Origin of the sequence: Amycolatopsis sp. NPDC051373 (genome assembly GCF_040689465.1) — a bacterium.
Lineage (GTDB): Bacteria > Actinomycetota > Actinomycetes > Mycobacteriales > Pseudonocardiaceae > Amycolatopsis.
In genome coordinates this window covers 42,805-54,812 of the sequence record NZ_JBFBAE010000036.1, presented here as the reverse complement: position 1 = coordinate 54,812, position 12,008 = coordinate 42,805, and the positions used below count along the sequence as shown (strand labels likewise).

The 12,008-nt window shown below is 70.4% G+C and carries 12 protein-coding genes; 10 read left to right on the top strand and 2 right to left on the bottom strand.

The window, feature by feature from the left end:
- Positions 1 to 170: 170 nt before the first annotated feature.
- Positions 171 to 863 (bottom strand): CHAT domain-containing protein, encoded by a 693-nt coding sequence (locus tag AB0383_RS43790; RefSeq protein WP_366190345.1) that lies wholly within the window; start codon positions 861 to 863, stop codon positions 171 to 173.
- Between the two features lie 459 nt (positions 864 to 1,322).
- Complete coding sequence (locus AB0383_RS43785) at positions 1,323 to 2,252, bottom strand: MarR family transcriptional regulator (RefSeq protein WP_366190344.1); 930 nt, start codon at positions 2,250 to 2,252, stop codon at positions 1,323 to 1,325.
- Positions 2,253 to 2,443: 191 nt separating this feature from the next.
- Here AB0383_RS43785 and AB0383_RS43780 point away from each other — a divergent pair, with 191 nt between their 5' ends.
- The 10 genes from AB0383_RS43780 to AB0383_RS43735 all read left to right on the top strand — a co-directional run bounded on the left by AB0383_RS43780 (position 2,444) and on the right by AB0383_RS43735 (position 12,008).
- On the top strand, positions 2,444 to 3,496 hold the full coding sequence (locus AB0383_RS43780) for a cupin domain-containing protein (protein ID WP_366190343.1): 1,053 nt from the start codon (positions 2,444 to 2,446) through the stop codon (positions 3,494 to 3,496).
- A 4-nt stretch (positions 3,497 to 3,500) separates the two neighbouring features.
- Complete coding sequence (locus AB0383_RS43775; RefSeq protein ID WP_366190342.1) at positions 3,501 to 4,691, top strand: FAD-dependent monooxygenase; 1,191 nt, start codon at positions 3,501 to 3,503, stop codon at positions 4,689 to 4,691.
- A gap of 25 nt (positions 4,692 to 4,716) precedes the next feature.
- Entirely contained in the window at positions 4,717 to 5,631 is a 915-nt protein-coding gene (locus AB0383_RS43770) for a fumarylacetoacetate hydrolase family protein (protein ID WP_366190341.1), read from the top strand.
- Between the two features lie 87 nt (positions 5,632 to 5,718).
- A complete protein-coding gene (locus AB0383_RS43765) occupies positions 5,719 to 6,900 on the top strand; it encodes a cytochrome P450 (protein ID WP_366190340.1) in 1,182 nt (393 codons plus the stop codon).
- A gap of 12 nt (positions 6,901 to 6,912) precedes the next feature.
- The gene (locus AB0383_RS43760; protein ID WP_364063908.1) at positions 6,913 to 7,116 is read left to right on the top strand and encodes a ferredoxin; all 204 of its coding nucleotides are present in this window, start codon (positions 6,913 to 6,915) and stop codon (positions 7,114 to 7,116) included.
- 8 nt (positions 7,117 to 7,124) lie between these two features.
- Positions 7,125 to 8,291 carry an FAD-dependent oxidoreductase gene (locus tag AB0383_RS43755; RefSeq protein WP_366190339.1) on the top strand — a complete coding sequence of 389 codons (1,167 nt, stop codon included), beginning with the start codon at positions 7,125 to 7,127 and terminating at the stop codon, positions 8,289 to 8,291.
- A complete protein-coding gene (locus AB0383_RS43750) occupies positions 8,288 to 9,250 on the top strand; it encodes an amidohydrolase family protein (protein WP_364175837.1) in 963 nt (320 codons plus the stop codon). The genes AB0383_RS43755 and AB0383_RS43750 overlap by 4 nt, the downstream gene beginning before the upstream one ends.
- Before the next feature lie 129 nt (positions 9,251 to 9,379).
- Positions 9,380 to 10,363, top strand: coding sequence for an ABC transporter substrate-binding protein (locus AB0383_RS43745; RefSeq protein ID WP_366190338.1), 984 nt, complete (start codon positions 9,380 to 9,382; stop codon positions 10,361 to 10,363).
- Complete coding sequence (locus AB0383_RS43740; RefSeq protein ID WP_366190337.1) at positions 10,360 to 11,220, top strand: ABC transporter permease subunit; 861 nt, start codon at positions 10,360 to 10,362, stop codon at positions 11,218 to 11,220. Before AB0383_RS43745 ends, AB0383_RS43740 begins: the two co-directional genes overlap by 4 nt.
- The gene (locus AB0383_RS43735; RefSeq protein WP_366190336.1) at positions 11,217 to 12,008 is read left to right on the top strand and encodes an ABC transporter permease; all 792 of its coding nucleotides are present in this window, start codon (positions 11,217 to 11,219) and stop codon (positions 12,006 to 12,008) included. The genes AB0383_RS43740 and AB0383_RS43735 overlap by 4 nt, the downstream gene beginning before the upstream one ends.

Genomic DNA, 12,008 nt, shown 5'->3' with positions numbered 1-12,008 from the left:
GCGGCCTCGTGGCGTCAGCTCACGGTTTGACCCCGCGCTCGCGCGCTCGCCTGCTTGACGCTGAGAACTGTTTGCAGGTAATCGGCGATGGCACCTGTTCCAAGCCAGGAATTCGATGCGTTCGGAAAGAATCGCCTGTTCGAATTGCATTGTGATGATCATTTCCGGTGTCACATCGGGCGGGTAAATCGTTTCCGGTTTGTCAGGCACGGCAAGTGGATGTGCGCGGCCCAGCGGGTCGGCACGGCGAGGTAGGCGTCCCTCGTCCGGCGCAGCGTCTCGGTCAGTGCCGAGGCGGCTTGTGCGGTGTCCGGGGGTCGGGTGCCGCGCGCGGTGAGTGTCGCGTACACGGTTTCGGCGGTCTCGGTGCTGTCGGCGGTGTGCCAAAGGGTGCCGATGACGCCGCGGAAGCCGGCGAGGTGGAATGCCGAGGCGAGGTTCAGCGGTTCGTCCAGCAGCGTCGGATTGGGTCCCGCGGTGTCGCACGCGGAGAGGAAGGCGAGCTGCGCGTTGGTGGTGCGCAGGTTGCGGACGAACGTCGGCACGAACAACCCGTTTCCCTTGCTGAGCACCAGTCCGCCGACGTCCGGGTGCTCGGTTGCGGCGACTGCCCGGCCGTGGCAGGCGAAGTGCGCGATCGGGTGATCGTGGAGGCCCGCTTCGATGGCGTCCGCGGTGGCGGCCGAGTCGATGAGCACCGTCGAACCGGGCAGGAATCCGGCCACGGCCTCGGCCTCGGCTCGTGCGCTCGGCAGGGGCGGGCCGTCTTTGGGCTCGCTGCACGAAGGAATACAGCGACCCGGCCGCGTGCGCGGCGATGATCGACGAAGCGTGGGCCAAGCTGCACTGAGGGTACCGCACATCGGCCGCTCGGATACGCACTCTGGGCAACTCCTCGAGCTGCTGTCCGCGCCCATCATCGCCAACAGTTCGGCTCGCGGCCTTCCCCGGTCGCCTAGGCGGCGCGGGGTTTTTGTTGCCTTGCAAAACGTGCAGGTGCGGTCAGTGACTCCGGAAAGGATCCAACAATCCCAAAACGGCGCGGCGCCGAAGGCCCGATTGCTCTGGCGCGGTGAAGGGGTGACCGGCTGGTTACAGGCCGGCCCCGGTCCACCATCAGAACGGGGGCAGCCGAGCACCTGTCACCTTCACGGTTCGCGGCCGCCGGGCGGGTGCGTTGTCCACACTGGAGTGTCGGGCGCGAGCCCGCCGGGAGTTACCGCGACACCGTCCAGGCTTTCTCGCCGATCCGGCGATCAACCCCTGGCTTGCCCGGTTAACGCATGCGATTGCCTGATGCGGCGACAGTCTTCACCGGACGGTCATTGGTAGGCGACGCGGCGCAGCAGGCTGATCAGCTTGTCCTGTTCGGCGGGAGACAGCGGCGCCACCAGGTCGCGCTGAACGGTCTGCACCGCAGGCGTCACCTCGGCGAGCGTGTCGCGCGCGAGATCGGTGAGCACCAGGAGCTTGCGCCGCCGGTCGGTCTCGTCCCGGGTGTCGAGCAGCCAGCCTCGCCGCCGCAATCGCGCCACGATGTCCGCGGCACTGGACTTGTCGAGTGACGCCATCTCGCCGGCCGCGGTCTGGTCGATCGCCGGGCGCCAGACGAGGCTGCACAGCAGCGCATACTGCGATGGTGTGAGCTGGGTGCCGACGTGTCGGCTCCAGAGTGCGCCGTGTACTTGCTCGGCGCGCCGGATGAGGTGGCCGGGCGTCGAGCTGAGCCGCAGCACCTCGATGTCCTTGTCCTCGTCCTTGCCGCCGGTGGGCACCTGCCCCTGGTAGGCCACTCGGCCCAGGAGCCTGCCGAAGCTGCGCCGCAGGTTCGGTCCCAGCGGGTGCAGCAGCCGGTCCTGCACCGTCTCCACCCGGGCGGTGAGGTCGGGCAGCATCGCCTTGGCCGAGGGAGTCAGCGACAGCAGGTACCGACGGCCGTCGCCGGTGTCGCGGTCACGCCGGATCCAGTCCTTGCGCCGCAGCCGGTCGACGATGTCGGCCGTCGTGGACTTGTCCAGTGATGCCGCGCGGCCCGCGGTGACCTGGTCGACCCCCGACCGGCGGCTCAGCGCGCTCAGGATCGCGTACTGCGGGCCGGTGACTTCGGTGCCGACCTCGGCTGACCACAGCGCCGTGTGCGCCTGCTGGGCGCGGCGGATGAGGTGCCCGGCCGTCGTGTCGGGCGGCAGCACGAGGGTGACCGGTCCCGGTGCCTGGGGAGGTGGGCTGCTGCCGATGGCGGTGTTTCGCACGAGAGTCCCCTTCTTGACCGGTTCACTGTAGCGGACCGAGATCGGCCGTGTCCGTACTATCTCGGCTTGATCGACGCGGCGGTTGCGCCGTGAAGCTCTTGACTGTCAACAAACTAACGTCTAGCGTCCCGTTTCATAGTACGTACACGTACTAATTCAGCTTGTCTCGTGGCATGCGGAGGGAAACCCCCATGGCGACATCTCGCTTCACGGATCAGGACAGCCGGCTGGACGAGCTGTACGGCGACGTGGCGGCAGCCGATCTCCAGCCGTTGTGGAAGCTCTCCGGCCTGCTGACGCCGGAGCCGGTGCCCCGGACCGTCCCGTACCGGTGGCGGGCCGAAGCGCTCAGCGGGCTCGCGGCTCGCAGCGGCGAACTGGTCGGCATCGACCGGGGCGGCGATCGCCGGGTGCTGGCCTGCGCGAATCCCGGTCTCGGCGGTGCGCCGTACGCGACCTCCACCATGTGGGCCGGGATGCAGTACCTGGGTGCGGGGGAGCGCGCGCCCGCGCACCGGCACACCCCGGCGGCACTGCGGTTCGTCCTCGCCGGCGAGGGTGCCTGGACGCTTGTCGACGGCGACCCGTTGCGCATGGCGACCGGTGACCTCGTGCTCACCCCGAGCATGACCTTCCACGAACACCACAACCCCGGCGCCGAGCCGATGATGTGGCTGGACGTGCTCGACTTGCCGGTCGTCGCCGCGCTCGACGCGGTGTTCTTCGAGGAGGGCGCCGACGCCCAGGGTGGCTCGCGCAGCGAGCCGGCCTCGGCCGCCGAACGGCTCTGGGGCGCTGGTCCCGGCCTCGTGCCCGGCGGCTTCGGCAAGGCCCGGCGCGAGGCGGCGCACTCGCCGCTGCTGGTGTACCGGCGCGCCGACACCGACCGGGCGCTCGCGGCGCAGCTGGCCGCCACCGGAGCGAGCGAGGCGCAGATCCGCTACACCAATCCGCAGACCGGCGCCGACGTCATGCCCACCATGCGCTGCGAGATGCGGCGCGTGCGCGCCGGCAGCCGCAGCCGCACGACCCGGCAGGCCGGATCCCGGGTGGGAGCGGTGCTGGCGGGCACCGGCGAGGTGCTGATCGGTGACCACCGCTTCGAGCTCGCACCGGGTGACGTCTTCGCCGCGCCGTCGTGGGCTCCCTACGGCCTTGCCGCCGAGGAACACCTGGACGTGTTCAGCGTCAGTGACGCACCCGTACTGGAAGCGCTGGGCCTCTACCGCGAACGGGAGTGCTGAGCGCATGGCGACGACACCACTGCCCACGTTGATCGTCGGTGGCGGTATCGGCGGGCTGGCCGCGGCGCTGTCCGTGGCCCGCGCCGGGCGCGAGGTCCACCTGCTCGAACGAGCGGCCGAGTTCACCGAGATCGGCGCCGGCCTGCAGTTCGGCCCGAACGCGATCCGGATGCTCGACCGGCTCGGCCTGCTCACCGAGCTGCTCGACGTCGCGGTGCTGCCGCGGCACGGCGTGATGCGGAACGCGATCACCGCCGACCCGCTCACCACACTCGATCTCGGCGGCGCCTTCCGGGAGCGCTACGGCTACCCCTACGTGGTGGTGCACCGCAGTGATCTGCTGTCCATTCTGGTCGAAGCCTGCCGGGCGGAACCGTTGGTGCGACTGGAGAACAACCGGGTCGTCGCCGAGGCGTGGGCCGACGAGGACAGCGCCGGCGTGCGCTGCGAGGACGGCGCAACGTACCGTGCCGAGCTGCTCGTCGGCGCCGACGGGCTGCACTCCGTGGTGCGCAAGCTGGTCTCCGTCGACCAGCCGGTGCCCAGCGGATTCGTCGCCTACCGCGGCGCGCTGCCCATGAGCGAGGTGCGGACCGAGGTCAGCAATGACGACGTGGTGCTGTGGGTGGGGCCCGGGCTGCACCTCATCCAGTACCCGGTGCGCCGCGGCGAGCTGTACAACCAGGTCGCGGTGTTCCGCAGTGACAGCTTCGGCCGCGGCGACGAGCCGGTGGGGCCGGTCGAGGAGCTGTTCGGCCGGTTCGGCGAAGCGTGCGAACAGGTGCAGCGGCACGTCTCGCGCATCGAGACCGGCCGCTGCTGGCCGATCTACGACCGGGACCCGCTGCCCACGTGGGTGCACGGCCGGGCGGTGCTCCTCGGCGACGCGGCGCATCCGATGCTGCAGTACCTCGGCCAGGGGGCGTGCCAGGCGCTCGAGGACGCGCTGGCGCTGGGCGAAGCGGTTCGCGGGAGCGGCACCGACATCGGGAAAGCCGTGAAGTCCTACGACGCCGTCCGCGTTCCCCGCGCGGGGCTGTGCCAGACGCGGGCGCGGCTGTGGGGCCAGGTCTGGCACACCGGCGACCCGGTCACGCTCGGGCTGCGCGACCGGTACATGCGCTCCCGGCGGCCGGACGACTACAGCGAGCTGGACTGGTTGTACGCGGCGGAATCCGCCGTCCTTTCGTCCTGATCGGCACGACACCGAGGAGCCGGCAATGAAGTTGCTCAGTTACCGCGGCCGCGACGGCCTCGACCGGGTCGGCGTCGTCGCCGACGGCGTGGTGCGCGAGGTCTCACCGGAACGCGCCGCCGGGCCGGCCGGGCTCAGCCCGATGCGGCGCCTCATCGCGGCGTCCGGGGTTCCCGAGCGGGACGTCCCGCTCGCCGACGGTCCCGGCGTCCCGCTCGACGAGGTCCGCGTGCTGCCGCCGGTGCCGGATCCGACCAAGATCGTGGCCGCGCCGGTGAACTACGTGGACCACCAGGCCGAGATGAGCCAGAGCGTGCACGTCGGCTCGCTCGGAGTGTTCCTCAAGGCGCCCTCGTCGCTGATCGGTTCCGGCGACATGGTCCGCCTGCCCTACACCGACCGCCGGTTCGACCAGGAGGGTGAGCTGGCCGTGGTGATCGGCCGCACGGCCCGCGGGGTGCCCGCGGCCGACGCACTGTCGCATGTGTTCGGCTACACGTGCCTGCTCGACATCACCATGCGCGGCGGGGAGGACCGCTCCACCCGCAAGTCGTTCGACACCTTCACGCCGATGGGGCCCTGGCTCGTGACGCCGGACGAGGTCGGTCCACTCGAGACGCTCCGGCTGACCTGCTCGGTGAACGGCACCCTGCGCCAGGACGCCGACGTCCGCGACCTCATCTGGGACGTGCCCGCGCTCATCGAGTACGTCTCATCGGTGATGACACTCCATCCTGGTGACGTCATCAGCACCGGCACGCCGTCCGGCGTCGGGGCCATCCACGACGGCGACTCGGTGACCGCGGCCGTGACGCGGGTCGGCGAGCTGACCGTCGACGTCAGCGCGACCGGTGCCGTCACCTGCCCGACCCTGGGAGCGGGGGCGGGCCCGGTGCCGCCGGCCGAGCTCACCCCCGTCCGCGCTCGCACGGCGAACTGATCCCGCTTTTCCCGGCCGCTCAAGCCAAGTCGGAGGTGCACCATCACTACCACAGAGATTTCCGGGCAGCCGATCCCCGAGTACCCGATGTCCCGGCCGCCGGGCTGTCCGTTCGACCCGCCCGCCGAGTTCCGCGCGCTGCGCGCGGATGAGCCGATCTCCCGCGTGCGGTTGTGGGACGGCAAGATCGCCTGGCTGGTCACCCGTTTCGACGACGTCCGCGAGGTGCTGGCCGACCCGCGGTTCAGCGCGGACATGACCAACCCGGGCTTCCCCAGCCACAGCGCGGGCGTTTCCGTGACCCGCCAGAAGCACCCCACGTTCCTGAACATGGACGACCCCGAGCACGCCAGGCACCGCCGGATGCTCACCCGGGACTTCATGATCAAGCGGGTCGAGGCGCTGCGCCCGCGCATCCAGCGGCACGTCGACGAGCTGCTTGACGAGTTCACCGCCGGCCCACAGCCTGCCGACCTGGTCACCGGATTCGCGCTGCCGGTGACGTCGTCGGTGATCTCCGAGCTGCTGGGGGTTCCCTACGAGGATCACGAGTTCTTCCAACGGCAGAGCGGGTTGCTCATCTCCGGTGAGACCGGTGCGGACGAGGCACTGGAGGCGTTCGCCACGATCCGCGAGTACCTCGGCGGCCTGGTCGAGCGCAAGGCCGCCGAGCCCGCACCGGACGTGATCAGCCACCTGCTCGAAATCGAGCGCGCGGGCGGCCTGAGCCGCGACGAGCTGATCAACATGCTCAACCTGCTGCTGCGCGCCGGGCACGAGACGACCGCCAACATGATCGCGCTCGGAACGTTGGCGCTGCTTCAGAACCCCGCCCAGCTCGCCGCGCTGAAGGCCGACACTTCGCCGGCGGCAGTGGCGAATGCGGTCGAGGAGTTGCTGCGCTACCTGACGATCACCCACTACGGCCGGCGGCGCGTCGCGCTCGAGGACGTCGAGGTCGCGGGCACGCTGATCCGCAAGGGCGAGGGCGTGGTGGCGGCCAACGACTCGGCCAACCGCGACCCGGAGGCGTTCGGCGGCAACCCCGACGAGCTGGACCTGTCCCGGTCCGCGCGGCACCACCTCACCTTCGGCTACGGGGTGCACCAGTGCCTCGGGCAGCCGCTGGCGCGCGTCGAGCTGCAAGTGGTGTACCCCACGCTGCTGCGGCGCCTGCCGGATCTGCGGCTCGCGGTGCCGGTGAGCGAACTGCCGTTCAAGACTAAGAACGTGTTCTACGGGCTCTTCGCGATGCCCGTCGAGTGGTAACGGAGCCAGCGCATGAAGGTCGAAGTGGAAGCCGACAAGTGCATCGCGTCGGGGCAGTGCGTGCTGTTGTCCGACGCGGTGTTCGACCAGCGTGAGGACGACGGGATCGTCGTGCTCCGCGTGAACGACGTGCCTTCGTCCGAAGAGGACGCCGTCCGCAGCGCCGAACGGATCTGTCCCGCGCGGGCGATCCGCCTGGCCGCGTCGGGCGGGTGAGCGCGAACATGAGAGCGGTGGTGGTCGTCGGTGCGGGCGCGGCGGGGCTCACTGCGGTGGAGACGATGCGGGAGCACGGTTTCGACGGCCGGCTCACCCTGATCGGCGCGGAGCACCACGACCCGTACGACCGGCCGCCGTTGTCGAAGCAGATCCTGCTCGGTTCCTGGGAGCCGGAGCGGCTCGCACTGCGCCCGCCCGGCAGCTACGCCGAGCTCGGGCTGGACACCCGATTCGGCCGGCAGGCAACCGGGCTGGACCTGCCCGGCCGCCGCGTCCGGCTCGACGATGGGACGGTGGTGGCGTTCGACGCGCTCGTGATCGCCACCGGCGTGCGGCCGCGGCGGCTGCCCGGCGCCGAGGGCGTGTGCTACCTGCGCACGGTCGAGGACGCGGTGCTGCTGCGGGAGCGGCTGCGTTCGGCTCGACGCACCATCGTGGTCGGCGCGGGGTTCCTCGGCGTCGAGATCGCGGCGGCCGCGCGGTCGCTCGGCTCGACCGTCACTCTCGTCGATCCGTTGCCCAGTCCCATGATCCGGCAATTCGGGCCGGCACTGGGCGAGCTCGTGCGGGCGGCGGGTGAAGAACGCGGCGTGGAGTTCCGGATGGGCGTCGGGGTCACGACCGCGGACGCCGGATTGGTGCGGCTCGACGATGGCACGACGCTCGCGGCCGACGTCGTGGTCGCGGCCGTCGGCGCCGAACCGGCCATGGAGTGGCTTGCCGGCTCCGGGCTCGACCTGCGCGGTGGCGTGCGCTGCGACGCGTTCTGCCGAGCTGCCGACGGCGTCTACGTGGCCGGCGACGTCGCGGCCAACCCCGATCCGGCGACCGGTACCCACCGCCGGTTCGAACACCGGATGAACGCCACCGAGCAAGGGCGGCGCGTCGCGCTGAACCTGCTCGGGCACGACGAGCCGTTCGCGCCGTCGCACTTCTTCTGGACCGACGCCGGCGACATCCGGATCCAGGCCGCCGGCACCTTCGCCGACGGTGAGCTGACGGTCGTCGATGGCTCGGTGGCCGATGGCAAGTTCGTGGCCGCCCACGCGGCGGGCGGCCGCGTGACCGGCGTCCTCGGCTGGAACAACCCCCGCGGGTTCACCCGGGCCCGAGGCAGGCTCGGCGCCCCGGCCGGGGGAGGAAAAAGCACCGAAGGGAAAGTGCTGACATGACCACCGGCCGGATCGACACCCACCACCACATCGTTCCCCCTGTGTGGGCGGACGCGCTGCGCACGAGCGGCTACTTCGGCGGGCAGGCCACGCCGGCGTGGAGCCCGGCCGCCGCGCTCGAGCTGCTCGACGAGCTCGGCATCGCGACGGCCGTCGTCTCCGTCGGGCGTCCCGGCGTGCACCTGGGCGGCAGCGTCGCCGACACGCGGAAACTGGCACGGCAGGTCAACGAGTACTCCGCCGGGCTGGTCCGCGACCACCCCGGTCGCTTCGGGTTCTTCGCCTCGGTACCACTGCCCGATGTGGACGGTTCGCTCGACGAGGTGGCCTACGCCTTCGACGAGCTGCACGCCGACGGCGTGATCCTGCTGGCCAATGTGGACGGCGTGTACCTCGGCGACCCGGCGTTCGACCCGCTGATGGCCGAACTGGACCGGCGGGCGGCGGTGGTGTTCGTCCACCCGACCGCGCCGCCCGGCCCCGCGGTGCCGGGCGTGCCGCCCTTCGCCGCCGACTTCTTGCTCGACACCACCCGCGCGGCGCTCAACCTGGTGCGCCACGGCGTGGTGGCCCGGTTGACCCGGATGCGGATGATCCTCTCGCACGCCGGAGGGTTCGTACCGTACGCGGCGCACCGCATGGCCAGTCTCACCGAAGGCGCGGCGGGGCACGTCGTCACGCGCGAGAACTTCCTGCGCGACCTGCGCACGTTCTACTTCGACACGGCGTTGTCCGCCAACGCGGACACCCTGCCGAGCCTGCTCGCGTTCGCCGGCCCGGACCGTGTGCTCTACGGCAGTGACTGGCCCTACGCCCGCGGCGACAACTCACAGTACTTCACCGCGCAGCTGGACGCGTATCCGCTGTCCGAAACGCAGCGCGCCGCCGTCAACCGGGACAACGCACTCGCACTGCTACCGCGGGTGTCCGAAGCGGACACGGCGCGTATTTCCCAGTAATAACAACGAAAAAATGTGTCCGTTCACGCGAGCGCGGCGTACGATACGGGCACTCTTCTTCTCCCGGACGGGCAATTCCGCGGACCCGCAAGGACTTTGATTCGTTTCACCGGCGAAACGGAGCCAACCGTGAAGTATCGACGCAAACTCGCGTGCCTGGTGCTCACCGGGGCCATGTTCCTGCTGTCGGCGTGCGGGGCGCTGAGCGCGACCAACACGCTCGGTGGCGGGTCGACCGGCGGCCTGATCCCGATCACGGCGGGGGTCGCGGCGTCGCAGTCGTCGACCGCGATCCTGGTGGGAGAGCAGCACGGGTTCTTCGCGCAGAACGGGATCGACCTCACGATCGGCCGCGCGGCCACCGGTGCCGGAGCGATCACCCAGGTCATCAACGGCCAGCAGCAGGTGGCGCTCGGCGGCATCTCGCCGGTCGTGATCGCGGCGGCCTCGCACATCCCGGTGCAGATCGTGTCGGGCGCGGTCGCCGACCGTCCCGCCGCGGCCGGGGCGCAGTACCAGACCATGGTGGCGGGTGGCAGCCCGATCCGGTCCTTCAAGGACCTCGCGGGCAAGACGGTCGCCGTCAACTCCCTGAAGTGCTGCTGGGAGTTCTGGATCCGCGAGGCGATCGAGAAGGACGGCGGCGACGCATCGTCCGTCCACTTGGTACAGCTCACGTTCCCCGACCAGGTCACCGCCCTCGAACAGGGCAAGGTCGACGCGATCAGTACCGCCCAGCCGTACGCGACAGCCCTGCGGAAGAAGGGCTTTCGGGACATCGGTGACTCGCCGGCTGTCGCGTTCGCCGATCCGGACGCCGACAACACGGTGTTCTTCATGGCCAAGTCCTTCATCGACCAGCATCCCGGCATCGTGGAAAGGTGGCGCAAGGCGGTGCGAGAGTCCAGTGAGTACGCCAACGCACATCCCGACGAGACCCGCAAGGCCATCGTGAAGCAGACGAAGGCCGATCCCGCCCTCGTGGCACAGGCCCCGCTACCGCTCTACACCGCGGACGTCAGCCGCCAGGTGATCGAGAAGGAAGCGGCGTTCACGGTCAAGTACGGGGTGGTCTCGGCCGCGCCCGCATACGGAACGTACGTAGTGCCATGAGCACCCAGCCGACCCCCGCCGGCCTGGCCCCCGCACCCGCCGGATTCGACGCACCGACGCCGGCGGCCACCCCCGCCCGCCGGGCTTCCCGGCCCTGGCTGCTGCGCGGCCTCCCGTGGCTGACCACCCTCGGCATCCTCGTGCTGTGGGAGCTGATCGCCCGCGCCGGCTGGCTGCCGCCGGAGGTGCCGTCGATCAGCGCGATCGGGACTGCGCTCGTCGAACTGGCTCCCACCGTGGGGTTCGTCCACGCCCTGATGGCGACGCTGGAGCAGGTCGCGGTCGGGCTGGCCGGCGGTGTGGTCGCCGGCCTGGTCCTTGGCGTCGCGCTCGGCGCCGTGCCGCTGTTGTACCGGCTCGTGCACTACCCGCTCGACTTCCTGCGTTTCGTGCCCGCCGTGGTGTTCCTGCCGCTGATGCTGGTGTTGCTCGGTGCCACCCCCCGAGTGTCCACTTTGCTCGGCATGGTCGGTGCGCTGTGGCCGATGCTCTTCCAGACCTTCTACGGGGTCAGCGGCATCAACGATGTGCTGCGCGACAGCGCTCGCGTGTTCGGGCTGCGGGCCCACCAGCGCCTGGGGCACGTGGTGCTGCCCGCCGTGGCACCCTTCGTGGCCACCGGGGTGCGGCTCGCGGCGTCGCACGTGCTGGTCGTGGTGGTGGCGGTCGAGATCATCGCGTCGGTGCGGGGGATCGGTGCCGATATCGCCGTCTACGCCTCGAACGCGGTCTACCCGAGCATGTACGCGCTGGTGTTCGTTGTCGGTGTGCTCGGTGTCCTGGCCAACGTCGGACTGCTCGCGATCGAGCGTCGTGTGCTGCGCTGGCACATCTCCTACCGTGAGGAGGCCAGATGACTTCGATGGTGCGCCCGCGCCGGGCCGGACGCCGGTTCACGGCGTGGCTCGTCTCGCTCGTCGTCCCGGTCACGGCCCTGCTGAGCTGGTGGTTCGCCTCGCTGGGCAGCACCTCGCCGTTCTGGCCGTCGCTGCGCTCGATCCTCGTGTCGTTCCAGCAGTTGTGGCTGTTCAGCCGGTTCGCTTCCGACGTGCTGCCGAGCGTCGGCCGGATGCTGCTGGGCTACTGCGTGGCCGTGGTGCTCGGCGTTGCGCTGGGTGTCCTCTTCGGACGGTTGCCTCTGCTGCACCGGGCGTTCGACCCGGCGCTGCAGTTCTGCCGGGCCCTGCCTGCCACGGCGCTGGTACCGGTGAGCATCGTGCTGCTCGGGATCGGTGACCTGCCGAAGATCGTGCTCACCGCGTTCGTCACAGTCTTTCCCGTGCTGCTCAACACCATCGACGGGGTGCGGGCAGTCGATCGGGAGCTCGAGGACGCCGCGCGGTCGTACCGGCTGACCCGGGCGCAGCGGGTGCTGCACGTGCAGCTGCCCGCCGCCGCGCCGAACATCCTCGCCGGGATGCGCATCGCCCTGACCGTGGCGTTCGTGATGATGGTGGTGACCGAGCTCGTGGCGGCGACCAACGGGATCGGGTTCGTCACGTTGCAGGCGCAGCAGAGCTTCGAGGTGTCCGAGATGTGGGCGGGCATGCTCCTGCTGGGGATCCTCGGCGTGCTGTTCAACGGCGCCTTCGTGCTGGTCGAACGCCGGCTGCTGCGCTGGTACACCAAGGATCGGGAGAGCTGA

What these genes read in the sequence shown, in the direction of transcription:
- AB0383_RS43790 (WP_366190345.1), bottom strand. Translation starts at nt 863, where the DNA reads ATGTGCGGTACCCTCAGTGCAGCTTGGCCCACGCTTCGTCGATCATCG.
- AB0383_RS43780 (WP_366190343.1), top strand. Translation starts at nt 2,444, where the DNA reads ATGGCGACATCTCGCTTCACGGATCAGGACAGCCGGCTGGACGAGCTG.
- AB0383_RS43775 (WP_366190342.1), top strand. Translation starts at nt 3,501, where the DNA reads ATGGCGACGACACCACTGCCCACGTTGATCGTCGGTGGCGGTATCGGC.
- AB0383_RS43770 (WP_366190341.1), top strand. Translation starts at nt 4,717, where the DNA reads ATGAAGTTGCTCAGTTACCGCGGCCGCGACGGCCTCGACCGGGTCGGC.
- AB0383_RS43765 (WP_366190340.1), top strand. Translation starts at nt 5,719, where the DNA reads ATGTCCCGGCCGCCGGGCTGTCCGTTCGACCCGCCCGCCGAGTTCCGC.
- AB0383_RS43760 (WP_364063908.1), top strand. Translation starts at nt 6,913, where the DNA reads ATGAAGGTCGAAGTGGAAGCCGACAAGTGCATCGCGTCGGGGCAGTGC.
- AB0383_RS43755 (WP_366190339.1), top strand. Translation starts at nt 7,125, where the DNA reads ATGAGAGCGGTGGTGGTCGTCGGTGCGGGCGCGGCGGGGCTCACTGCG.
- AB0383_RS43750 (WP_364175837.1), top strand. Translation starts at nt 8,288, where the DNA reads ATGACCACCGGCCGGATCGACACCCACCACCACATCGTTCCCCCTGTG.
- AB0383_RS43740 (WP_366190337.1), top strand. Translation starts at nt 10,360, where the DNA reads ATGAGCACCCAGCCGACCCCCGCCGGCCTGGCCCCCGCACCCGCCGGA.
- AB0383_RS43735 (WP_366190336.1), top strand. Translation starts at nt 11,217, where the DNA reads ATGACTTCGATGGTGCGCCCGCGCCGGGCCGGACGCCGGTTCACGGCG.